The sequence below is a fragment of the Peribacillus sp. CSMR9 genome (assembly GCF_033141925.1).
In the GTDB taxonomy this organism is placed as follows: domain Bacteria; phylum Bacillota; class Bacilli; order Bacillales; family DSM-1321; genus Peribacillus; species Peribacillus simplex_A.
In genome coordinates, this window is record NZ_JAOPHO010000040.1 from 1 (window position 1) to 22111 (window position 22111).

At 39.9% G+C, this 22111-nt stretch carries 26 protein-coding genes and 3 riboswitches; of the genes, 11 read left to right on the forward strand and 15 right to left on the reverse strand.

What is annotated here, in order from left to right; translation table 11 throughout:
• Positions 1–239 precede the first annotated feature (239 nt).
• The 3 genes from N9I19_RS16440 to N9I19_RS16450 form a co-directional block, all read right to left on the reverse strand.
• Positions 240–551, reverse strand: coding sequence for a rhodanese-like domain-containing protein (locus N9I19_RS16440; protein ID WP_061464470.1), 312 nt, complete (start codon positions 549–551; stop codon positions 240–242).
• A 372-nt stretch (positions 552–923) separates the two neighbouring features.
• Positions 924–2270, reverse strand: a complete 1347-nt coding sequence (locus tag N9I19_RS16445) for an MFS transporter (protein ID WP_317778413.1) — start codon at positions 2268–2270, stop codon at positions 924–926.
• A gap of 84 nt (positions 2271–2354) precedes the next feature.
• Positions 2355–4868, reverse strand: a complete 2514-nt coding sequence (locus N9I19_RS16450) for a PEP/pyruvate-binding domain-containing protein (protein ID WP_317778415.1) — start codon at positions 4866–4868, stop codon at positions 2355–2357.
• A 250-nt stretch (positions 4869–5118) separates the two neighbouring features.
• Here N9I19_RS16450 and N9I19_RS16455 point away from each other — a divergent pair, with 250 nt between their 5' ends.
• Positions 5119–5382, forward strand: coding sequence for an NADPH-dependent FMN reductase family protein (locus N9I19_RS16455; RefSeq protein ID WP_317778416.1), 264 nt, complete (start codon positions 5119–5121; stop codon positions 5380–5382).
• 44 nt (positions 5383–5426) lie between these two features.
• Here the strand turns inward: N9I19_RS16455 and N9I19_RS16460 are convergent, their stop codons facing one another.
• A complete protein-coding gene (locus N9I19_RS16460) occupies positions 5427–6269 on the reverse strand; it encodes an aldo/keto reductase (protein ID WP_317778417.1) in 843 nt (280 codons plus the stop codon).
• A 180-nt stretch (positions 6270–6449) separates the two neighbouring features.
• Positions 6450–7655: an MFS transporter gene (locus N9I19_RS16465; protein WP_317778418.1), complete on the reverse strand. Its 1206-nt coding sequence runs from the start codon at positions 7653–7655 to the stop codon at positions 6450–6452.
• Between the two features lie 188 nt (positions 7656–7843).
• On the opposite strand from N9I19_RS16465, the gene N9I19_RS16470 reads away from it, so the two are divergent.
• On the forward strand, positions 7844–8215 hold the full coding sequence (locus N9I19_RS16470) for a winged helix-turn-helix transcriptional regulator (protein ID WP_034309370.1): 372 nt from the start codon (positions 7844–7846) through the stop codon (positions 8213–8215).
• A gap of 55 nt (positions 8216–8270) precedes the next feature.
• On the opposite strand, the gene N9I19_RS16475 is transcribed toward N9I19_RS16470, so the two are convergent.
• Positions 8271–8495: a hypothetical protein gene (locus tag N9I19_RS16475; protein WP_317778420.1), complete on the reverse strand. Its 225-nt coding sequence runs from the start codon at positions 8493–8495 to the stop codon at positions 8271–8273.
• A gap of 239 nt (positions 8496–8734) precedes the next feature.
• Between N9I19_RS16475 and N9I19_RS16480 the strand changes: the two genes are divergently transcribed.
• Positions 8735–9046: a hypothetical protein gene (locus N9I19_RS16480; RefSeq protein ID WP_317778421.1), complete on the forward strand. Its 312-nt coding sequence runs from the start codon at positions 8735–8737 to the stop codon at positions 9044–9046.
• A 30-nt stretch (positions 9047–9076) separates the two neighbouring features.
• Positions 9077–10225 (forward strand): CAP domain-containing protein, encoded by a 1149-nt coding sequence (locus tag N9I19_RS16485; RefSeq protein ID WP_317778423.1) that lies wholly within the window; start codon positions 9077–9079, stop codon positions 10223–10225.
• Between the two features lie 103 nt (positions 10226–10328).
• Here N9I19_RS16485 and N9I19_RS16490 read toward each other — a convergent pair whose 3' ends face one another.
• Positions 10329–11522, reverse strand: a complete 1194-nt coding sequence (locus tag N9I19_RS16490) for a nucleoside transporter C-terminal domain-containing protein (RefSeq protein ID WP_061464477.1) — start codon at positions 11520–11522, stop codon at positions 10329–10331.
• 175 nt (positions 11523–11697) lie between these two features.
• A riboswitch (purine riboswitch) is annotated at positions 11698–11802 on the reverse strand.
• Between the two features lie 322 nt (positions 11803–12124).
• On the opposite strand from N9I19_RS16490, the gene N9I19_RS16495 reads away from it, so the two are divergent.
• Complete coding sequence (locus N9I19_RS16495; RefSeq protein ID WP_317778424.1) at positions 12125–12829, forward strand: DUF421 domain-containing protein; 705 nt, start codon at positions 12125–12127, stop codon at positions 12827–12829.
• A gap of 211 nt (positions 12830–13040) precedes the next feature.
• On the opposite strand, the gene N9I19_RS16500 is transcribed toward N9I19_RS16495, so the two are convergent.
• Complete coding sequence (locus N9I19_RS16500; protein ID WP_317778425.1) at positions 13041–13787, reverse strand: alpha/beta hydrolase; 747 nt, start codon at positions 13785–13787, stop codon at positions 13041–13043.
• A gap of 308 nt (positions 13788–14095) precedes the next feature.
• Between N9I19_RS16500 and N9I19_RS16505 the strand changes: the two genes are divergently transcribed.
• Entirely contained in the window at positions 14096–14416 is a 321-nt protein-coding gene (locus N9I19_RS16505; RefSeq protein ID WP_317778426.1) for a PadR family transcriptional regulator, read from the forward strand.
• A gap of 280 nt (positions 14417–14696) precedes the next feature.
• Positions 14697–14927 (forward strand): hypothetical protein, encoded by a 231-nt coding sequence (locus N9I19_RS16510; RefSeq protein ID WP_317778427.1) that lies wholly within the window; start codon positions 14697–14699, stop codon positions 14925–14927.
• A gap of 48 nt (positions 14928–14975) precedes the next feature.
• On the opposite strand, the gene N9I19_RS16515 is transcribed toward N9I19_RS16510, so the two are convergent.
• Positions 14976–15125 carry a hypothetical protein gene (locus tag N9I19_RS16515; protein ID WP_155726451.1) on the reverse strand — a complete coding sequence of 50 codons (150 nt, stop codon included), beginning with the start codon at positions 15123–15125 and terminating at the stop codon, positions 14976–14978.
• 20 nt (positions 15126–15145) lie between these two features.
• On the reverse strand, positions 15146–15688 hold the full coding sequence (locus tag N9I19_RS16520) for a VUT family protein (protein ID WP_061464480.1): 543 nt from the start codon (positions 15686–15688) through the stop codon (positions 15146–15148).
• Between the two features lie 51 nt (positions 15689–15739).
• Positions 15740–15782, reverse strand: a riboswitch (PreQ1 riboswitch).
• Positions 15783–16199: 417 nt separating this feature from the next.
• Here N9I19_RS16520 and N9I19_RS16525 point away from each other — a divergent pair.
• The gene (locus N9I19_RS16525; protein ID WP_317778429.1) at positions 16200–16673 is read left to right on the forward strand and encodes an SRPBCC family protein; all 474 of its coding nucleotides are present in this window, start codon (positions 16200–16202) and stop codon (positions 16671–16673) included.
• Positions 16674–16721: 48 nt separating this feature from the next.
• Positions 16722–17162 carry an SRPBCC family protein gene (locus tag N9I19_RS16530; protein WP_317778431.1) on the forward strand — a complete coding sequence of 147 codons (441 nt, stop codon included), beginning with the start codon at positions 16722–16724 and terminating at the stop codon, positions 17160–17162.
• 279 nt (positions 17163–17441) lie between these two features.
• Here N9I19_RS16530 and N9I19_RS16535 read toward each other — a convergent pair whose 3' ends face one another.
• Positions 17442–18413, reverse strand: coding sequence for an HD domain-containing protein (locus tag N9I19_RS16535; protein ID WP_317778432.1), 972 nt, complete (start codon positions 18411–18413; stop codon positions 17442–17444).
• Positions 18414–18454: 41 nt separating this feature from the next.
• Positions 18455–18739, reverse strand: a complete 285-nt coding sequence (locus N9I19_RS16540) for a hypothetical protein (protein ID WP_317778433.1) — start codon at positions 18737–18739, stop codon at positions 18455–18457.
• 248 nt (positions 18740–18987) lie between these two features.
• Between N9I19_RS16540 and N9I19_RS16545 the strand changes: the two genes are divergently transcribed.
• Positions 18988–19560, forward strand: a complete 573-nt coding sequence (locus tag N9I19_RS16545; RefSeq protein WP_284469959.1) for a TetR/AcrR family transcriptional regulator — start codon at positions 18988–18990, stop codon at positions 19558–19560.
• Between the two features lie 53 nt (positions 19561–19613).
• Positions 19614–19961 carry a DUF4260 domain-containing protein gene (locus tag N9I19_RS16550; RefSeq protein ID WP_061464484.1) on the forward strand — a complete coding sequence of 116 codons (348 nt, stop codon included), beginning with the start codon at positions 19614–19616 and terminating at the stop codon, positions 19959–19961.
• A gap of 62 nt (positions 19962–20023) precedes the next feature.
• Here N9I19_RS16550 and queE read toward each other — a convergent pair whose 3' ends face one another.
• Genes queE through queC form a run of 3 tightly spaced genes read right to left on the reverse strand, consistent with a single transcriptional unit; the run spans position 20024 to position 21880 of the window.
• Positions 20024–20752 carry a 7-carboxy-7-deazaguanine synthase QueE gene (queE, locus tag N9I19_RS16555; protein WP_317778434.1) on the reverse strand — a complete coding sequence of 243 codons (729 nt, stop codon included), beginning with the start codon at positions 20750–20752 and terminating at the stop codon, positions 20024–20026.
• On the reverse strand, positions 20745–21215 hold the full coding sequence (queD, locus tag N9I19_RS16560) for a 6-carboxytetrahydropterin synthase QueD (RefSeq protein WP_061464486.1): 471 nt from the start codon (positions 21213–21215) through the stop codon (positions 20745–20747). Before queD ends, queE begins: the two co-directional genes overlap by 8 nt.
• On the reverse strand, positions 21215–21880 hold the full coding sequence (gene queC / locus N9I19_RS16565; protein ID WP_061464487.1) for a 7-cyano-7-deazaguanine synthase QueC: 666 nt from the start codon (positions 21878–21880) through the stop codon (positions 21215–21217). The genes queD and queC overlap by 1 nt, the downstream gene beginning before the upstream one ends.
• Before the next feature lie 55 nt (positions 21881–21935).
• Positions 21936–21978: riboswitch (PreQ1 riboswitch) on the reverse strand.
• Between the last annotated feature and the right edge of the window lie 133 nt (positions 21979–22111).

A 22111-nucleotide genomic window follows, 5' to 3' on the forward strand; every position in this document is an offset into this window, starting at 1 on the left:
AAAAAAAGGTAGATTTCCTCAGAATAAACTGAGAAAATCTACCTCTATTGGCCCGAAGGGACTTTTTCAGTGCCCTCTTCATGAAAGGACCCTTTTTTTTCATGCCTTTAAATATGCACGTCTTTCCGCATATTCTCGGCATTGTGAACAAACCGCGATTTTTTTTCTTTCTTCATTCAAATATGTCGTTACATTCTTGGATTTACGCTTACAAAAGTAACAGGTTTTTTTGAAGAGCTTCACTTAACGATGACTTCGCCGTCCCATTCAAGCATTCCGCCTTCCATGTTCGCCACTTTATATCCTTGTTCCTGAAGATAATGGCATACATTTTCACTGCGGCGTCCTGAACGGCAGATAAAGATGTATTCTTTTTCTTTATCAAAATAATCAAGATTAGCTGGGATATCATTCATGCGGATATGTTTCGCGCCTTCGATCATTCCTTCTTGCACTTCTTCGTCTTCACGAACATCGACAAGTTCCATCGCTTCGCCTGCCTCAAGCTTTGCTTCCACTTCTTCAGTTGTAATGATTTTGATTTCTTCCATAATTAGCACCTCGAATTATCGTATGATTTATCTAATTCATTATAACAAAATTTCCAGTTAAACATCACTTAATGGTTCCTCGGCTTTTAAGGTTCACATTCAACCGGCCAGCTGATTGAAAAGACATGTACACTTTTTTCTACTGTCGGCATGCCATTTTTATCAAAACACTCATTACTGGCATCCAACATGATCGCTAGGAACAGCAATGAAAAAAGCCATACCCGTCATTCGTTTTTTAGTTACCACCTAAAATTCCTCACTTAATCTGAGTTCCTGCATTGAATGCAACCTGATCCGTATACTTCTCCGAGAATCACCATTGTAATAGTTTACCATATAGCAGTTAAAAAGGTTCGGTCCTCACTCATTTTATCGGGGAAGAACTCCATCCTTATCAACTCTCAACTTTTTACCGTTTCTATAAACCATTCTGGATAAAATGGCTCCTAATAAGGCCGCCACTATCAGAATACCGAATAGGATCGAATAATTTGCGATGATCCCTATCAATGTGGATGAGATGATACTCCCGAAATATCGAAAGGTCGAAAAGATACCCGAAGCCGAGCCCGATACCGATTCATCCACTGCTTCCAGGGAAGCTACCTGCATGCTTGTAAGTCCTAAACCGATCGCCAGCCCATTCACAATGAGTGTGAAGGCTAAATACAAAAGTGATTGGGTTTGGATGACGAATAAGAATAATAGATTCGTTAACACCGTGATGGCGAATGAAAGGAATATGACCTTTTCCGATGCGTATCTCCGGTTAAGCTGTCCTCCTATCATATTGCTGACTGCCATGGAAATCGAGAACAAGGATAACAATGCACCGCTCATGGAAGTCGATATATCCATTTTTGTGGTCATGATCAGCGGCATGACCAACAAAATCGCGTACATCGTGAAATTATTGATCAATACAGATAAATTGGCATTTACGAATACGGGACTCTTAAATAAGCTAAAATCGATAATCGGGGATGGAACAGAACGTTCTTTCCGTACGAATAATCCCATGAATAGAAGGCTCCCGATACCAAGTACGATATACATCGTCGTCGATTCTGCATGAGTCAAAGTAATCAATAAAGTGATCGTAACGGCTAAATAAAAGGAGCCGATAACATCCAATGGCTGTCGGGCATTCTTTTTCTGCAGCTTAGGTATAAGGAAAACGCCTCCAGCAAGTGCACCCAATAAAAAAGGGACGTTAACCCAGAATATCGCTTTCCAACTAGCTACAGCAATTAAAAACGAGCCTATTAATGGGCCTACTGCCGCTCCTAGACCCATTCCCAATCCGAAAAAACCCAATACCCCCGGCAGCCGCCCGTGTGAAACGGTCTGACGGATAAGGGCAACGACATTCGGGATCAGCAGCCCGCCCCCTATGGCCTGCAGTGACCGAAAAGCGACAAGCATATTTATATTTGGCGCAAGCCCGCATCCAATAGACGCAGCAAAGAATAGTAATATGCCAATTATATAGATTTTCCGATTGCCATATATATCGCCAAGTTTACCAGCAATCGGCTGGGTAACGGCCATTACAATGAGATAGATAGTGACAACCAAAGTGGCACTGTGTATATCCAAACCATAAAAGTCTGAAATCGACCCGAGCGCTATCGAAATCATCGTTGAATTGATCGGTACTAGAAACGCCGCCATTAAAGTAAAAACGATCATCAGGTATTCTTTCTGTCTACTCATTCTTTCACCTCCATCCTTAAAAGGAAAACAATAGCTTGAACGGATGACACTATGCATTACTAATCCGCTTCAGGTTTCATTTACTCATGCATCGATTATCGTAACGGTTCCTGTATTCCCATCGACAATGACATGATCTCCATTTTTCAATCGATCCGTTCCTATTTTTGTCCCTAACACTGCGGGAATCTGATATTCTCTGGCAATGATCGCTGAATGGGACAGCATGCCGCCAGTATCAGTAATGATCGCTTTTGCATCCTGGAAAAAGGACGTCCAGACTGGTGTCGTGGTCCTGCAGACAAGTATATCTCCCTTTTTAAAATCAGAGGCCTCATGCATACCGGATATCACTTTGACTTTTCCTTCGCATACGCCGCCGGATGCTGAAATGCCTTTAATCGTATTCGACGTATTTCCCTTGTTTTCGTCCAATGGACCAAACACCATTTCCACGAAAGCACGTTCTTCATCCGTTGGTTCGCCAAAAAATGATGGAGTTTTCATTTTCTCATGCAAATCATACTGCCTTTTCCGTTCCAATACCGTATCCATTAAAGAGAGTGGAGCATCTAAAACCGATATGATCTCATCTTTATATAAAAACCAAATATCTTCCACGTCATCCAGCACGTTCTGCTGCACTAAAAGCTCACCTACCTTCAATAAGTATAAACGTGTCTTTGCATCAAACATGGCATCAATATAAAAATGGTGATCATCCGTGATAACAACTGCATCCAAGGTCATTTGGTAATATTTTTTAAAGACTTCCCGCTCTCCGGGGTCTTCAATTCGATTTAAAAACCTTTGGTAAATCCGTTTCCCGGCAGCCACTGCAGTTTCGAATTCTTTATCAAAATCATATCCATTGATGATGAAATTCTTAATGATTTGCAGTACATGCTCAGGATTTTCAATCCAGGTTTCTCCAACGAAATCATGTGCCTTAAGACATCTGTATCCATACACATTGACGAAATTATCAACTCGGTCCAGAAAATCCTTCCCTTTCCCAAAAGCGCTCAGCACCTGGTATAAGTTTCCTTCATCAGAATCCATGATGACCTTTTGCAACTGAGGTTCATTCTTCGCTTTCAATGATAATTGCCATAAGATTCGATCGGATTCCAGTGACTTATTCATGACTCCGGCCATGGATTGGTAAAGTTCATGGCGTGGCTCGCTCCCTAACAAGCTTTGAAATAGCTTTTCAAGCTTAATATTAATGCTCATATGTGGAAGGACGATCATAAAGTGCCAATAATAGACCTCCTTGAAAAACCCTTCTAACTCATCTAACCCTCTTTTGACTTTTTCAGCCGTGAATACCTTCGATGTTTCCTCATCCATATATCGATAAATGGGCAACAAATGATCATGGATGATATCATACATCCTGTTAGTCATCTCTGGATACAAGTCCTCCATAAGCTTTTCGTTTTCTATGTTCAATTGCTGTGGGTCCGTTCCGGATTGGATCTGCTTTCCGTAATAATAACCGTTATGGACTTTCATTTGGAGATATCCCGTCGGTTCCCTCAGCTCCTCTGTCGCTTTAGCCATTCCTTGATAAAATGGTTGAGTGAAAATGGAAGCGAATAGTGGTGAGATTTGATCAGGAAATCTGGAATCGATCAAAAACCAAAATTCATCCTTATCATTCCGTTCCAAAATAAACTCTTTCCTGGCAATTGGAATGTCTTCTGTGTCTTCGACCACCGTTGTGATCGGACGGGCTTGCAGGAGATATACCTTTTGATCTTGAACTCCGAATTCCAAATCGACAGGATGCCGATAATGCTTCTCCACCTCTAGTGTCAATTCAATCAATTGTGAAATCATCGCATCATTTAGGCAAAATGCATCCCGTTCCGCTCTAGTGGTTTCCACTTCTTCAGTGCCTGTGGAGCCGGAAACGATTTTCAGTTCTTTGCTGCCCTTGATTTTCTTGATTTTTGTACCATCACGTTTAGCCAAATAGGTATCTGGTGTAACGACACCGGATACCACCGCCTCCCCGAGCCCATAACTGGCATTGATCAATATATGTTCTGAATTGTATGTAACGGGATCATGGCTGAAAACCACTCCTGAAACCTCTGAATGTATCAGACCTTGAACCACAACGCCAATTGATATTTTTTCAACTTTTTCATGAATGGTTTCGGTATATTGCTGGACTCGGTTCTCGAAGCAGGAGGCCCAGCAACCTTTTACCCTTGATAGGAATTCTTCTTCCGTTTTAACATTCAGATATGTTTCATACTGACCGGCAAAGGATGCCCCTTCCAGGTCTTCTGTACCCGAAGAAGAACGGACTGCCAAGGATGTATATTCTTCTCGCAGCTCATGAAAAGAACTCAACAGGATGCTTGATAAATCTTCCGGGATGCCCGCTTCCATAATCTCGATTTGAATGGTTTCACTCTTTAAATCCAGTTCATTCATTTTTGCAAAGTGCATAAAGGAATCATTGTTAATGACAAACCCATTTGGGACGGGCATGCCCAATTTAGTCATTTTAATTAAATTTAAAGCTTTTCCCCCTACGATATCTTTGGACTCAGTAGCATTGTTGAATCTCTCTGTATACATATTATTTGCTCCCCTTCCATCCCTTTGAATTAAAAAAAAACCCTTTTGAACATGCAATCGTTTGTCATTCAAAAAACTGGAGCAAGGCAGGGATGAACCCACCAATTGGAATAACGACCATTATTAACCATAAAATAAACCCTACTTCATTTCACGTGAAAAGGCTTACATCCTTTCCCTTGTCGGAAACCGCCCGCGCAATGATTCTTAGGGCTTTATTTTCATTTTCCTTGATGGCCATTCGGCTAAAATGCAACAAACTATTCAATTTTATATTTATTTACGTTCAAAACGTAAATACATCAAGTCCATACATAACCGAAAAATCCCTACTATAGTCACAATGGGACCAGGATGTAAAAATGCCAGCGAATATAGTATATTCGCTGGCATTATAAGGAATGAAACTGTATTAATGCTTGAATCCCAATCAAAAACACCAGAAAAACTGAGGCTGCTCGAATTCCAGCAATCGGTCGGCATGTCCATCTCCACTAATGCGGTCTTCCAATAAAAAAAGAGAAAGACGGATATCCCGTCCCTCTCCTTCATACTTGATTAAAAGTCGAAATTATCAGGATCTGGACCAACACGGTGATTCTGATTCAATCCATCAATTTGGTTCAATTCCTCTTCCGTCAATTCGAAATCGAATACAGATGAGTTTTCTACAATACGATGTTCTTTAGTGGATTTGGGAATCGTTACAATCCCATTTTGTATATCCCAGCGCAAAATGACTTGTGCAACTGATTTGCCATGCTTGGCCGCAATTGCTTGTAAAACGTCATTATCCAAAAGTTCACCTTGCATCAATGGTGACCACGCTTCAAGTTGTATTCCTTGTTCCTTACAAAATGCCTGAACTTCTTTTTGAGTTAAACGCGGATGGCATTCCACTTGATTGACCATCGGCTTCACTTCGGCATCTTTCATTAAATCTTTAAGATGGTGAATCTGGAAATTGCTCACACCGATCGCTTTTACTTTTCCTTCTTTATAAAGAGTTTCCATCGCTCTCCAAGCTTCCTTATATTTTCCTTCCACAGGCCAATGGATAAGATATAAATCCAAGTACTCCAAGCCAAGTTTCTTTAAGCTTTTTTCGTAAGCCGCGATTGTTGATTCATATCCTAAATCAGCATTCCAGACTTTTGAAGTTACGAATAAGTCTTCCCTTGAGATTCCAGCTTCTTTTAAGCCCTCAATGATCCCTTGTCCGACCCCTTCTTCATTTTCATAAATGGCAGCCGTATCGATACTGCGATAACCATGTTTAATAGCCACTTTAACTGCATTTACCAGCTCCGGTCCTTCTTCCACCTTAAATACGCCCAATCCGAACCAAGGCATTTTAACTCCATTATGCAACGTAGTTGTATCTTGTAAATTTTTCACCATTATACTCTACCCCCAAATTTTTTCTTCATTGTTTTTAAGATTGTAATGCGTTTAAGTATCAGTATCATTACATCCCTTCAAGGAACCTCCCATCATTCGCTGAAGGTATGCAATGATACTTGGTTAATGATACTCTAAACGCATAGCATGCTTTTTCTAACATGCATCACTTTTTCAATCCTATGCTATTTTGCCAGTTCCCTTGGAACGGTCTTTACTTTCCAAGGCACGGCTCCAAGCTGTTAAAACCACTGCTGCAAACACCATAACTCCACCTATCCACGCTGTATGAATCAGTCCGATCGAATCCGTAATCACCCCGCCTAAGTAGGCACCAATGGCGATTCCCGCATTGAAGGCAGCAATATTGATGGCTGACGCCACGTCCACTGCACTCGGCACGAAACGCTCCGCTAACATGACGACATACACTTGAAGCCCCGGTACATTCATGAATGCAAATAATCCCATTAAAATGATCGTAATTAGACCGGCTACCTTAAACGGTGCAGTGAAAGTCAAGACAACAAGTACAATGGCTTGAATAAGAAACATATAGAATAGGGCATTAATAGGATTGCGATTCGCGAATTTCCCGCCAAGGGTATTTCCTATTGCTATGGCTACTCCATATACTAACAAAATCAATGCCACAGTTCCTTCTTTATACCCTGTCACTTCCTGAAGTAATGGCGAGAGGTACGTGAAGACAACGAATGTACCTCCATACCCTAATGCTGTAATGATGAATACTAGCAGCAATCGGCCATTCGTAACCAATTTGATTTGATCACGGAACGTTGTCCGTGCAGCTTTTCTTAAATCGGACGGGACCAAGATGCTGTTCCCGATGAAAGCAATCAAGCCGATTGCCACAATGATGATGAAAGCGAATCTCCAGCCGAATTGCTGACCGATGAAGGTTCCAAAAGGAACTCCGGTCACCGTTGCCACCGTCAGGCCTGTAAACATGATGGCGATGGCACTTGCCCTGCGGTTTTCAGGGACCAAATCAGCAGCAATCGTAGCGCCGATTGACATGAAGATACCATGTGCAAGCGCTGAAATGACACGTGCGATCAATAATACACCGACCGTGGTCGCAGAAGCCGCTAATGCATTTCCGGCAATGAACACGACCATTATCCATAGCAATAAAGTCTTTCGCGACATATTCGATGTCAGGGATGTCAGGATAGGTGCCCCGAACATGACCCCTAAGGCGTATAAGGATACCGTCAATCCCGCCGTCGTCACTGTAATGTGTAAATCTTTAGAAATGAGTGGTAATAGTCCCACGCTGATGAACTCTGTTGTTCCAATCGCAAAGGCACTGATCGCTAAAGCCAGCAATGCCCATGTACTTCTATTTTTACTTGAAATCATATCCTCTTCTCCTTCTCGTCGTTTTGTACTATCATTGAAATTGCCTTAGCAACTTTTTTTATAAATGGTACAGTTGAATTCGGTGTGCAAATGTTATTATGAGTTATAATAGAAATAAAAAACAGTACGTACTTTATAGTGATATAGGCACCTTTTAGTACCTATAAAATAAGGAGAGTATGCCAATCATGCAAAAAAAGAAATACAATATATCAGTTGAAGCGACACTGGAAGTAATGGGCGGAAAGTGGAAATGCGTAATCCTCTGCCATCTGACCCACGGAAAAAAGCGGACCAGTGAATTGAAGCGCCTTATGCCGAACATCACCCAAAAAATGTTGACCCAACAATTGAGGGAGTTAGAAAAGGACGAGGTCATCAATCGTATCGTTTATAACCAAGTCCCCCCTAAAGTGGAATATGAACTTAGTGAGTATGGGCAAAGCCTGGAAAGTATCCTATCCGCACTGTGTACGTGGGGGGAAAATCACATAACCAGAGTGTATGGGGATAAGTTTTCCGTTCTCGAGGAAAGTGTATTGAATGATCAATTAAAGTAATTCAAAACAAAAAAACGGAGTCCACTAAAGGGATTCCGTTTTTTTGCTGAACCGATCAAACATCATCATTGAAGAATAAAACAAAAAAGATTAGCTCAAATGTGCTATTTTTTTTGTTTATAATGAATTCTCCTAATTTAACTAATAAATGCAAAGTGAAAATGACAAGAGCTGAATCATATCCTCCAGATATTAATAATTCAGGTTTGAAGCAAATAAAAATCGATATTGCGAGAGGTATTAAAACAAGAATGAAAGCCAGCTGAGTTTTGTTATCCATAAAGCATTCCGCCTCAGTGTATTAATTTAACAAATTATAACATTATTATCCATTAATTAATAACCTAATAAAAATACCATCGTAAGAGGCATCCGTTTTATTCCCCACTATATTTTTGGTATAATATGTATGCGATTTAACGTGTAAACTCTGTATGTGATCAAGCAGGACAGTGTTAATCACTTAAAGTTTTTATTTTGTAAACAAATGAGTATAATGGTGAAACCAAGGAGTGACATATGAGGGTCTTATTAGAATTGATGCGCATCATATTAATATTCGGGATAGCCGGATCGATCATTTCGAATATTGTAAACGGTATATATATAAACATAGGAGTTAAGCCGAATCAGTATGGCTGGCTAGGCTCGATTGCGATACTCATTTTATTATTTGTCTGGTATAGAAATAAACTTCAGTTCAGTGGCTGGTATTCGGGAAAAGGGAAGGAAAAGCTTCCAAAAACGGCCTCCCAAATACTAATCATGTGTTCACTCTTTTTGTTATGTGCTCCACCTGTTTTAAGTGTGCTGCAGCTGATATTTCAATAATCGGGATTCTATATCCCAGATAGAGCAGGAGTGAACGATTTGCGGAATTTGTTTAATATTGTGGTTCTCATACTCCTACTCGGTGGATTTTGGTATGGATATGGTAAAAATATTCAGGAGTCTGGATTCAAGGCGGGGGTTGGTTCCTTTGCATCCGATGTTCGTTCCTTTATAAACGGGCCCGAGGTTTCAACTGCCTTGGAAAAACTGAACACCGGAGTCAACAACCTGATGGGTTCGCTGGCTGAAACTTTGGATACCGCTTCAGAAAAAGAAACGCAAGAAACGGAAAAAGTGAAAAAACCAGCACTGGAAGCACCTTCTGAAGCATCCTTTTCAGTCAGTAATATCGAAATTGGCGACACAAAGGATGACGTAGAAAAACTGGCTGGGGAAGCAAAGCGGAAAACGCGGAATGAATATGGCGTAGACTGGTTCGCCTATCACGAAAATTATCAAAACTTCTTCATGGTTGCCTACGATAATAACAATAAAGTTGTTGGTTTATATACGAATCAAGATTTGATTTCCTCAAAGGAAGGCATTAAACGCGGCACCCCTAAGGAAACCGTGACTGCGAAATTGGGCGAGCCTGTAACAAAACTGCTTAAAGGCAACGTCTATTATCAGATTCGAAGTGATGGCGAATACGATATGTTTAAAATGGATAATAGCTATGTGACCATTTTTTATGATAAACATGAAAATAATACAGTCACATCGATCCAGATCATCGACGAAAAACTGGAAAAGCAAAAGAGCGGCTATTTTGCAAAAGCCAGCCCCGAGTTAAAGAAAGGCTTTGAATATCAATTATTCGATTTGACCAATGCATCACGGGTCAATCATGATCTCTCAGTGCTTTCATGGGATAAACGAGTGAAGGTCACTGCACAGGATCACAGTACAGATATGGCCGTGAATCAATACTTCAACCATACAAACCTTGAAGGAGAATCCCCGTTCGACAGGATGGAAGATGACAAAATCAAGTTTCGAATGGCTGGGGAAAACTTGGCTGCCGGTCAGAATAGCAGTATCTTTGCCCATGAAGGCCTGATGAATTCCATTGGCCACAGGGAAAACAAATTACAGAAGGATTTTGAATCGCTCGGTGTCGGAGTGGCCTTCGATAAGGAAAATAAACCATATTATACGGAGAATTATTTGAGGAAATGAACCAAAAAGCTGTGCATGGAAAATCCCAGCACAGCTTTTTTCTCCAGAATAAAAGAGAGGGCACCCATTTTTAAAAAATGGATGCCCTCTCTTTTATAATGTATCACCAAACGAATAATCCAACCATCATGGCACTTAACAAGGAAACAGCCATCCCGCTTAGCAGCAGTTTCCAGACATTCCTTCCGATAATGTTCGATTTCTCATCATTTAGGATGGAATTGAATGTTCCATAAATCATTCCCACTGTACTGAAGTTGGCAAATGACGTCAGATAAGTGACAGCAACAGCGACTGTATGCGGAGACAGCGTACTGATTTTATCTTTTAAATCGAGCAAGGCGACGAACTCATTCGTGGCAAGCTTGATTCCCATCAATTGAGCGACATACATGGCATCATGTCCTGTTAGTCCAAGCAGGAATGCAAATGGACTAAAAATGACAGAGAAGATTTTTTGAATGGTCAGGCCATCCACAAAGAAACCGAAAATACCGTTTACACTGGCCGTTAACGCCACATAACCGATTACCATTGCCATGATGACGAAGACCATTTTGGCCCCCACCAGCATACTGTTAGAAATGGTGGAAAAGAAATCTTTACGTTCCTCTTTAGAAGGTACATAAACGACGTCTTCCTCTTTACTGACATCGACGGGATTTAGCATGTTAGCAATCAGCAAGGCATTTAAGCAGTTCAAAGGTATCGCTACAAATACATAGGTTGCCGGTACCATGGATAGGTAGGCTCCAATGATTGAACCGCTGATGCTGCTCATGCTCATGATTCCAAATGTCAAAAGTCGCTGATCTTTAATCGCGCCGAGTTGAACGCGGAGAACAGCAAGTGCTTCGGTATTCCCAAGGAACATCATCTGAATCGAAAAGAAACTCTCAAGTTTTGGCAAACCGGATACTTTTGAGATGAGCCATCCCACTTTATCAATGATCCAGGTAAGTATACCGAAATACGATAAAACATCAAAAAACGTGATAATGAAAATAATTGGCATCAATGCGCTGAAAAAGAAATCCACATGTTCATTTGCCATAACTGAAGGAAAGACGAATGAAATCCCTTCATTTGCACATCCAATCAACCAGGTGAAGAATGAAGCGATCAGATTAATGACCCACGCCCCTATCTTAGTTGATAACATGAACCCTGTGATAAGCAATTCAAGAACCAGCAAGGTAAGAATGGCTTTCCACTTAACGCTCCTTTTATTAGGTGAACAAAGGTAAACGATGCCCATTACAACTAAAACACCCAGTATATTCAATAAGAAATACATGCTTTCATCCCCTTTGGATATATCATTTCCCATTCATTTTTTTTATATAAAAAGCCCTTACCTTTTTACACTTTCAGCCGCAGGAAGAAAGTGTGAAAAAGTAAGAGCCTTCTTTAAAAAGGGGGTATGCTGGATCAAGTTTTCAAGCGAACCAACCATAAACCTATTCATCTCTTTTATTTTCATACTTCCTTGTAGTCCGGCATTATTCACGGCTGCCAGGTAGAAACTATCAGACCATTGTTACTGATATTATACAAGGATATTTTTTAAATAAATTTCTTAGGAAAGATATCATTTTAAATCAGTTTATTTTCAATTACAATACGTTTTACAATTGTTATATTAATATAAATTTTTCGAAAACATTTTAAAAAGAAGTCTCCGAAGGGCCAATGTTGGGTAATACTTATGAAGTAGTATATCCCCCCCATCAACAATAAAAAACACCTGCTTTATAGCGGTGTTGTTATAGCTCGAGTAAATTCGCAATATTACCCTTTAGAGTCATGCCGTTTTAAAAAAACTTCCCACCTGTGATAATCCTTGATTAAATGCTTCATACTAAATAGTATATTTCCTTTATAAGGACGTGGATTTTGGTGGATTTTATTTATAGCCAGGAAACTCTTACTACAGTTCAGTGGATGTTGAGAGCCATTACATCCTTCATCGTTTTACTTTTTTCGGTTAAATTGATGGGGCAACGAGCCATTTCTCAGTTAAGATTAATTGATTTTATAATGGCATTAATTATTGGGAACATTCTTGCCCACCCTTTGTCTGATGCACATTCAGGTTTGAAGGGTTCAATGATAACGACCTGTGTATTAGTCATTTTATATATCATTAATGTGTTCACAAGTCTTAAGTGGGGCAAACTCCGAAGGTTCTTTGACCCCTCACCCTTTACCCTTATCGAAAATGGGCAAATCGTTTACAAAAGCTTAGCAAGGGCTCGAATCTCCATCGATTTTTTACTATCTGAATTAAGAAAAGAAAAAATTGTCGATATTGAAAAAGTATCACTCGCACTATGGGAACCTGATGGTACTATTTCATTGTTTTTAGATCCTCAATATAAAGCGCTAACTCCAGCAGATATGCATCTAGCAACTAAAGCCTTCACTTTACCTAAAACGATTATTAAAGAGGGGAAGATTGATTTTAAAGAATTAAATCAAGACGGTAAAGACGAAGTATGGCTGAAAAAAAGTCTCAAAATGACTTATAATGCGGACGTGAACGATATTTTATTAGCAACCATTGATAATAACGATAACATAAAGGTCTTTTTTTACAAATAGCTCCTTGAAGCCCTTAGTACTGCGAAAGAATATAAATACTTTTTTCTCGCTTAAAAATAAATCCCGGTGAAAATTGGAGTTATTTCTTTTTGCAGCCAAAATAAAATCCCCTCAAGAAGAAAGTGTAAAACCTACATATAAATGTCGGCTTTACACTTTCAAACTTAAAGGGGATCATATCACATTCATGACCTTCAAGAAAACTCTCTTATTACTCCGACCAATGCAGAGTATTTAAGAACTTGTACACATCCTCATAAACCTGCTCACGTTCTTTACCTAATGTGATTATATGGCCAGAGTTTTCATACCATATCAAGTGTTTATGCTGCGTATCGACTTCATTGAAAATCGCTGTAGCACTGTTCGTATAGTCGGGATCATCCAAACGCCCTTGTAAAACAAGAGTTGGTGATGTGATTAAATCTAAATCTTCACCCGTCTCATTTATTATATTCACCATATCATTCAGCGAAGTCATAGGGTCTTCTTCCAACAGCTTCACTTCGGCAGCAATTTGGTCTGCATCTTTGCCTTCAAACTTCTTATAGGCCTGTGCATAATTGAGCAAGCGTTTTTTTTGTCGATCGCTACTTTTCCCTTGTGTCGGTGCACACATTGCAACTACCCCTGTTACAGGAAGTTCAATTCCTACTTTTAATGAGAACAATCCTCCTAAAGAAATTCCTGCAACAGCAATTTCCTCGTAGCCTTCATCTTTAAGGAATTGATAACCTTCCACTACATCTTTCCACCATTCCTTTGGACTTGTTTTAGCAAGTTCCTCGGCTGATACGCCATGCCCACTATAAAGGGGTCCGTGGCAAGTATAGTCGCGATCATTCAGGTATTTCCCTAATTTCTTCATGTCTCCTGTACTTCCGGTAAACCCGTGAAGTAAAAGAACAGCTCTTTTTCCACCTCTGTATGTGAATGACTCAGGTGCTTTCACTTTCATCTATCTAGGACCTTCTTTCTGCTCTTGTTGATAAATAGAATCTAAATGATTTTTAAAAAAAAATCAATTAATACCCCTTGAGTGGGATTTCTTCTATCCTATTCCGTATTTTCATTCAAACAGTTAAATCATGTATTTATTATCCTTACCACACTCTTTACAACTCATCCGTTCCGAAGCACATTTTACTATGATTGATTTTATTTAGCAATCGTCATTTAACCATTTTTTTTAAGAAAAGTAAAATGCACCTTGTAATACGATGTACAAGGTATTACACTTTAAAAATGAAAAAGGAGGAGATTGTATTGGATAAAGAATTAATGAAGGGAAGCATTGACCTCCTTTTGCTTTCACTTCTTTCACAAAAAGAGCTGTATGGCTATGAAATGACGAAGATTCTTAAGCAAATGAGCGAGGGGCAATACGAAATCAGTGAAGGCACCCTCTACCCAGCCCTTAAACGGTTAGAAACCAAAAAATTCATAAAAGGCCATTGGAAAGAGTCTGAGTCAGGTCGCAGGAAATATTATCATGTCACAGAAACCGGGCAAACCGAACTTGAACGGAAACGGAAATGCTTCTTCTTCCTGGAAAAATTAGTTCAGAAAAGCGCAGAGCAATTCTGACCTAAAAAACAAGATAAAAAACTTCCTGCACCCATTATTAAAACGTCCAGGAAGATTTTTTTGCTATTTACTCGTGAATTTGGCTTATTTACTCGTGAGTTTCACACATTTACTCGTGAGTTTGGACTATTTACTCGTGAGTTTCGCACGTTTACTCGTGAATTCATGCTACACTCCTGGTTTCGCACATTTACTCGTGAATTCCGCACGTTTACTCGTGAATTCCGCACATTTACTTGTGAATTTTGCACATTTACTCGTGAATTCCGCACGTTTACTCATGAATTTATGCTACACTCTTGATTTCGCGCTGTTTATTCGTGGGTTCGGCTTATTTACTCGTGAGTTTCGCACATTTACTCGTGAGTTTCGCACATTTACTCGTGAGTTTTGCACGTTTACTCGTGAGTTTGGACTATTTACTCGTGAATTCCGCACGTTTACTCGTGAGTTTCGCACATTTACTCGTGAGTTTCGCCCGTTTACTCGTGAATTCATGCTACACTCTTGATTTCGCGCTGTTTACTCGTGGGTTACTCCAGTCACGCAAAAAAAGGACCTAATTTGGCCCTTTTTTGTCTATTCCTTTATGTTTCCGATAATTGGCGCAGGAGAGCTTCATACATTCCCCCTGGACATGCGGACCATATTTTTCGCGAAAGGCCTCGAGGCAATAGCATTTATCTTCTTCCTTTTTGGTTCCATCCATCGGTGCATCCCTCCTAGAATTCAACCGGAGACTACGCGCTTTTCCAGTCTTACGTTGATTCGTCCCAACAGTACGGCACCGATTGACTGAATGACTGTTTTAACGATGATTTGGCCGATAATCGCAGCGGGTACGGCTTCCCATGGCAATATATTGGCACCTAGTGGACTTAGGCCAATCACGACAAATATCACAGAATCGAAAAACCCTCCAACGATCCCGCTGTAAAACACCCTCCAACTCATCGGGAGCTTTAACCGGGTATAAATTTCCGTATCCGCTGTTTCTGCCACCACGAACGATAATGCGGAAGCAAATACAATCAATAACGTATCTCCTAATAAAAATGAAACACATGCAGATAAAATAAGTGCGGTAACTATACACATATAGGTTTTCGCACGGCCGAATTTATTCTGGACCAGATCTCGAAAGATGAAGGTTCCTCCGATGAGCAATGTACCCATCGGAATGATGAACATGCCCAAATGTAATGGATCAAAAGCTGCTGTAACCACATTCGCCGTGACGATGGATACTAAATAAAATAGAATTCTTAACATTTAATTCATTCTCCTTATACAGAAAAAACAGCACCCTAAGAAAGAGCACTGTTCCCCTTAGTTTTTTTGAGAGGGTAGCTAGAACCTCTTCCGCCGGAGCGGATTATCATTTCCTTATTTATCGTAGCTTGAAAACGGTTGGAAATCAAGAAGTTTCCATATGGCCTGATCCTAAATGTATTCAAGCTTATATCCTTTCAATAATCGCCTTCTTGATTTCGTTTTAGTCACTGGGAATGGTGCGAATCCACGGATTTCATTTGCAGACTCGATAAGCCAATATCCGCTTTGCCAAAGCTTAACACTTAGCAAATGTTCCTTTGATGCCAAAGGGTTTTTAAGACTTTTGCCGATTCCTGTCGCAGAAAACTGCTTGGCCGGCTGGATATAAAAAGCAGACAATCATTGATAGAGCTATGATATGATTTTGATATTGCAACCCTTATTGTTTTTATTTGGCACGGACTTGATAAGGAATGCTAGAAGATAAACGCGAGGAGGAAAAAGAATAATGAAAAAACCAACGTTTGTCTATCCTATTTATATCGCAACCACACCAGAGAAGCTTTGGGAAGCCCTAACGAGTGGCGAATTCACAAAAAAATATCACTTTGGATGTCAAATCAAGTCATCCTTTCAAGAAGGCGCAGCCGTTACATATTTGCTGGAAGATGGACGAATCACTGATCATGGAAATGTACTTAAGTGTGAGCCGCTGCAACTGCTCTCTTTTACATGGAACACGACAGGAGACGAAACACCCCGCGAGGATCCTACTCGGGTCACTTTTCAACTGCAGCCAATAGATGAATCTACTGTGAAGTTAACACTTACGCATGAAGAGCTATTGGAGACCGATTTCGTATATGGTGACAATACCTTTAAGGGCATAAATAATGGATGGCCAGCTATTCTATGTAACCTGAAGAGCTTGCTTGAAACTGGACGGACCTTGCCGCCAATATATGTAGATCGGGTTAATTAGGTGTTAGTGGGAACTTATTTAAACATATCGAAAGAGAGCTGATATAGTATGGATACTCAAATAACTACGAAATTTAAAATAGGCAAGCCAACTAATAAGGTGTTTGAAGCCATAGTAAACCCTGAAAAAATCGGGAATTTTTGGTTCTCATCGAGTTCTGAAAGATGGGAGCAAGGCAGGACGCTTACATTGAGATATAACGAATACGATGCTGAAGTGGTTATACATGTATTAGAAGTCGAGGAAAATAGGAAAATCGAGTATTCGTGGGGAGGCAACGCCCAAGAAACGGTCGTAACAATTATATTAAAAGAGCTGGATAATACAAGTTCAATTATTGAAGTAAACGAATCCGGTTTGAAGGAAGACGTCCCTGAAATAATAAAAAAAATGATAGGACAAAAAGAGGGGTGGGTATATACTTTAACCTGTTTAAAGGGTTATTTAGAAAGTGGTGTTACTAATTTGAGAGCGTCATTAATTTTTTAAGGTGCTGGTTCAGCGAAAAAGATCTCCAAAACCGGCAGTTGGGCATGCCGCCTGCCAGAACAATAACACTGACAATATTTAACTATGTTGTACCTGTTAAGCCTTTACGATTTAATGGTGTTCGAATATCGATAAAATGCCACCACTCGAATATCAAGTTAAAAGAAAGCGGCTTACAAGTGGTCGATAGTCTATATAAATTTACGGGTAATGTTTCCGAAAAAAACTCAAGGATGGATTCCGTGAGTTTTTCACTTTCTGTTTGGTTTGACGCGAAATTCAATAGGAAATCACCTTTAGATACATGCCCTTCGAAGCTTTTTCATAGGCTTCAATTCCCATGTTCTTCACTTTTTCGGATAAACTGGATGCTCTCACCACTTGGGTTCCTTGAATAATGGAAGGATCCATCAGGCGCACTTTATTTTTCCGATGTAAATCATAGTCCAATTGATCTTCTTTCACCTTCACGTTACAATGGATCCTTTTTAACAGATTTTGCACTTCATCGTCTTCAGTGGAGCTTAACAAGGATATGACTTCTTCATCTGTACCAAGTAAGTCATCAAGGCTGATCAGGTTTTTAGCCAAAGCCAATTTTAACGTCTTTGCCAAGATATCATAGCCATATATATTAAGTGGGTTCATGAAAAAATCAATAACTTCACTGTAATACGTTTTCACAAACCATTCCGCCGAATCAATATTATCCAGATACATTCTTCCATTTACTATGATTACATGATCAAGAAAGTCATGAACGGATTCAAGTGTGATATATCCATACTGATGCATATCCCGGAGAGTATAATCCACCCGATCGGCACATAACCCAGGTGCTGGCCGTTCAAGCATTTCCCATTTTGATTGAACAATATTTTTACAATCATATCCATATTTCTTCAATATAAATGGGATTTCAGATTCCATAATGACATGATCATATATCTTTACATGATAATCTTCATCCATACAATCCAGAACGAAATCTATAACATGTGAGAATGCAGTATGGGATACGTCATGCAGTAAGCCCGCGATTTGTTCCTCTAATGAACCGCCAAACGCCTTTATTAACAACATCACACCAATTGAATGGTCAAATCGTGTGACATCCCACTTCTCATTAACTAAATAACTTGCCCCACCCTGATGTATTCCCTTCAATCTTTGGACCGGTTTGCTTACTATCAGCTCTTCCAGAACTCCCTCTACAATGTGTTTCCCATAGATACTATCCGAAACTAGCAATAACTGCCTCCTCCCCCATTAGTCATTACAGTTAGGTGATTTCACTGATTTTCTTCTGTAAAAATTATTTCCCCCTTTTCACCTTGCTCATATTGCTTTTTTGCCAATTTTTCCAATTCCTTTTCATCATTCAAATCGATATCAGGTAGATTGCCCTCAGCCTCATCCCCAATGAGTATCACTTCATTTGTTATTACTCGATTTGCTGGATACACCATTATAATGTCTTCCATAGGTTTTGTTTTATTATTAAAAGGTTTATTGAATAAAAAACAGCCGGTAAATACTATGAATATTGTAGACAAAATAACTAATTTCCTTTTCATCTATTCATCCCTTCCAACGGGCTTGAGTTTCCTCCATTTTACCATAAAAGTATATTATTAGTTAATAGTGAATGCTATAATTTCACCATTTACTATGTTTGACGTTATAGTTAAATTCTAGTTACATTTAATGGTAAATCCTCACTTAAAACAGCCATTTAGCAAAATGTCTAATCTTTGATATTTGTAAATCAGTACGGTATCATTCCATTTAACCAGTGGTCAATAAACAAGGGGGGGGGGATGGAATGATGTCGCCAAGGAAATCGGCAGGTAAAGAATTATCCAGGGAAATGGTATTGACTGAAGCTAGAAACCTTTTTGCAACCTTAGGGTATTCGAACGTCTCAATGAGACAATTGGCTAAATCATTGGATTGCAGCCATGGAGCCATTTATTATCACTTTAAAAATAAGGCAGAAATATATTACAGTTTGGTGAAAACGGATTTTTCCGTTTTAAATCATTTAATCGATGATATCATCATGTCGGAAAATGACCCTTCTCAAAAAATCGAAAAGATTTTATTATGCTTCATTGAGTTTGGTTTAACACAACAGAATCATTATTCCATCATGTTTTTATCCAAGGAAAAAGAAATTCAGCAGTTGCTTCAATTCGATTCTAATAAAACCTATGAAAAGCTAATCCAATCCTTGACAGAATTAACCGACAACAAACTGAATCCTGCATCCATATGGTCCATTTTCCTTTCTCTTCACGGATTCATAACTTTTTATATCAATTCTGAACTATCCTATCCAGATGTAAAAGGTTTAGCTTATTTTCACGTGAAAAATATCATCAAGAACATTGTTTGATTTTTCACTAAAATTATTGACCAATGGTTAATTAAATTTTGGGAGGTTGGAAAATGGTAAAGAAATTCCTTCATATCGAAGGACTCATGGTCCTTTTAGCGATGATTTACATCTATTCGTTATATGAATTCAGCTGGTGGATTTTCCTTTTATTTATTTTATCGCCTGATGTTTCCATGTTGGCCTATCTGATTGATGATCGAGTTGGAGCAAAGGTTTATAACCTATTTCACACTTATACCCTGTCCATTTTCATGATTTTGCTAGCCATTTTTCTAAAGTCTGATGCGCTTATGATGATCGGGTCAATTTGGACCGCACATATTGGAATGGATCGGTTATTTGGGTATGGCCTTAAATACACATCATCCTTCAAAGCTACTCACCTTCAAAAGGTATAGGTAGCTTTCCATATGTAAAAGGCAGTGTGATTACGCATCACACCGCCTTCTGTCTCTGATCTTTACACGCCTCGCTTGTTGCCCCATATATAGGTATGAAGCTGTGGCAGCACTTTCACATCATTCAATTCATCATCGGCTATCACTTTATCAATTAGCTCCTCGTATTTCCTCAAAAGCCCGCTGATCAATTGACGATCATCCGCCGTACTGCTGTCGTCATTGCCGACCTGCAGATAAAAAGGAATATCGGGGTAGCGGCCATGTACATTTTTAGCATATTGATAATCCTCTTCGTTAAAGACGACTATCTTCAATGAGACATGGTTTTCAGGGTTTCGATTGGCAATGTTCGATATGATTTGGTCGAGCACCGTAAAGTCCGTGTTCATTTTTGAACTCGGCGGCTTAGGAGAAATAGTCAATTCATCAATATCGAGAAACCAATCCTGCCATCTGCTCCCTTGTGTTTCGACACCTATTTTCATTTTATTTTCATGTAGGATCGCTACCAGGCTGTTTAAGTTTTTCAGCAGTGCCGGGTTTCCGCCTGATATCGTCACGAAGGAAAAACCGGCACCCCCAATCCGCTTCAGCTCATCCCATATTTCCTCGGCAGTCATTTGGACGGTATCTTCCTTACCGGTGCCATCCCAAGTAAATGCGGAATCACACCAGGCACATGAATAATCGCAGCCAGCCGTCCGAACGAACATGGTTTTTTGGCCAATGACCATTCCCTCACCTTGGATGGTCGGTCCGAAGATTTCCATAACCGGGAGTTTACTCACTTTCCATCCACTCCCGTCTGGCTTCGGCATAGCTTGTCGGCGTTTCGTATAGTCGAACGAATTCGACCCTAGCACCCTCATATTCCTTTAATGAAAGGGCTTCGGCCATTTTTTCATAAATCCAGACAACCATATTTTCAGCCGTAGTGTTCATGAGCGGCAAGGTTTCATTCAAATAACGATGATCAAGGTGGATTTCGATTTCATTTTTCCATATATCCTTGATGTCCCCGAAATCTATCATCAAACCGCGTGAATCCGTATACCCGCTCAATCCGAAAATGACCTTATACGTATGGCCATGCAAGTTCTTGCATTTTCCTTCATAGTCATGTAGATGGTGTGCTGCGTCAAAGGTAAATTCCTTACTGACCATGACCCTTTTAGTTGTATATTTCAATTGGCTGCGCTGAATATCTTGATCTATTTTTTGGAGTTTATCTACTATAGTAAAACCGTACATCACGAAAGCACCTTCCGTCTGCTTACATAGTCATCCAATCCTTTTTTCCGCAACTTACATGCCGGACAATCTCCACAGCCGTCTGATATGATTCCGTTATAGCAAGTCAGGGTCTTTTCGCGGACAAAGTCGAACGCGCCAAGCTGATCGGCAAGCTCCCATGTTTCCTCTTTATTAAGCCACATAAGCGGCGTATCAATCACGAATGACTGGTCCATCGACAAGTTCAAGGTCACATTCAACGATTTAATGAATACATCCCGGCAGTCCGGATATCCGCTGAAATCCGTTTCACAGACACCGGTTACAATATGTTTAGCGCCAATCTGACTGGCCAACACTCCGGCAAACGATAGGAACAGTAAATTCCGCCCTGGTACGAACGTCGACGGCAATTCCCCGTCTTCCCCGTCCTCCACTGCAATGTCACTTCTCGTCAAAGCATTCGGTGCCAGTTGGTTCAGCAGTGACATGTCAAGGATATGATGGTTCACGCCCAATTCCTTGGCAATCTCTTGAGCGCATTCGATTTCCAAGCTGTGCCGCTGATTATAATCAAACGTCACCGCTTCCACTTCCTCATATCTCTCCATCGCCCAGAACAGGCACGTCGTACTGTCCTGACCTCCGCTAAACACAACCACTGCCTTTTCTTTCTTCTTCATTTCTATAAAACTCCTTTTTACGGAAAAAAACAGCACCCTAAGAAAAGAGCACTGTTTCTCCTTAGTTTTTTTGAGAGGGTAGCTAGAACCTCTTCCGCCATAACGCGGAATATTATATTTTTCCAAGTCAATAGTAACTTGAAAACGAGAAGAAATCAAGATGTTTGGATTATGGAAAATCACACCTAACGGAAAACTTGGTTATCTTCTCATCTGCTTAAATAACCCATT

Excerpts from the sequence above, each read along its gene's own strand:
- N9I19_RS16515 (WP_155726451.1), bottom strand. The coding sequence starts at position 15,125 with ATGGATGGAACCAAAAAGGAAGAAGATAAATGCTATTGCCTCGAGGCC.
- N9I19_RS16550 (WP_061464484.1), top strand. The coding sequence starts at position 19,614 with ATGGTAAAGAAATTCCTTCATATCGAAGGACTCATGGTCCTTTTAGCG.
- N9I19_RS16510 (WP_317778427.1), top strand. The coding sequence starts at position 14,697 with ATGAATTTATGCTACACTCTTGATTTCGCGCTGTTTATTCGTGGGTTC.
- N9I19_RS16450 (WP_317778415.1), bottom strand. The coding sequence starts at position 4,868 with ATGTATACAGAGAGATTCAACAATGCTACTGAGTCCAAAGATATCGTA.
- N9I19_RS16480 (WP_317778421.1), top strand. The coding sequence starts at position 8,735 with ATGAGGGTCTTATTAGAATTGATGCGCATCATATTAATATTCGGGATA.
- queC (WP_061464487.1), bottom strand. The coding sequence starts at position 21,880 with ATGAAGAAGAAAGAAAAGGCAGTGGTTGTGTTTAGCGGAGGTCAGGAC.
- N9I19_RS16500 (WP_317778425.1), bottom strand. The coding sequence starts at position 13,787 with ATGAAAGTGAAAGCACCTGAGTCATTCACATACAGAGGTGGAAAAAGA.
- queD (WP_061464486.1), bottom strand. The coding sequence starts at position 21,215 with ATGTACGGTTTTACTATAGTAGATAAACTCCAAAAAATAGATCAAGAT.
- N9I19_RS16460 (WP_317778417.1), bottom strand. The coding sequence starts at position 6,269 with ATGGTGAAAAATTTACAAGATACAACTACGTTGCATAATGGAGTTAAA.
- N9I19_RS16520 (WP_061464480.1), bottom strand. The coding sequence starts at position 15,688 with ATGTTAAGAATTCTATTTTATTTAGTATCCATCGTCACGGCGAATGTG.
- N9I19_RS16465 (WP_317778418.1), bottom strand. The coding sequence starts at position 7,655 with ATGATTTCAAGTAAAAATAGAAGTACATGGGCATTGCTGGCTTTAGCG.
- N9I19_RS16455 (WP_317778416.1), top strand. The coding sequence starts at position 5,119 with ATGCAACAAACTATTCAATTTTATATTTATTTACGTTCAAAACGTAAA.
- N9I19_RS16545 (WP_284469959.1), top strand. The coding sequence starts at position 18,988 with ATGATGTCGCCAAGGAAATCGGCAGGTAAAGAATTATCCAGGGAAATG.
- N9I19_RS16440 (WP_061464470.1), bottom strand. The coding sequence starts at position 551 with ATGGAAGAAATCAAAATCATTACAACTGAAGAAGTGGAAGCAAAGCTT.
- N9I19_RS16490 (WP_061464477.1), bottom strand. The coding sequence starts at position 11,522 with ATGTATTTCTTATTGAATATACTGGGTGTTTTAGTTGTAATGGGCATC.
- N9I19_RS16470 (WP_034309370.1), top strand. The coding sequence starts at position 7,844 with ATGCAAAAAAAGAAATACAATATATCAGTTGAAGCGACACTGGAAGTA.
- N9I19_RS16445 (WP_317778413.1), bottom strand. The coding sequence starts at position 2,270 with ATGAGTAGACAGAAAGAATACCTGATGATCGTTTTTACTTTAATGGCG.
- N9I19_RS16530 (WP_317778431.1), top strand. The coding sequence starts at position 16,722 with ATGGATACTCAAATAACTACGAAATTTAAAATAGGCAAGCCAACTAAT.
- N9I19_RS16525 (WP_317778429.1), top strand. The coding sequence starts at position 16,200 with ATGAAAAAACCAACGTTTGTCTATCCTATTTATATCGCAACCACACCA.
- N9I19_RS16540 (WP_317778433.1), bottom strand. The coding sequence starts at position 18,739 with ATGAAAAGGAAATTAGTTATTTTGTCTACAATATTCATAGTATTTACC.
- N9I19_RS16475 (WP_317778420.1), bottom strand. The coding sequence starts at position 8,495 with ATGGATAACAAAACTCAGCTGGCTTTCATTCTTGTTTTAATACCTCTC.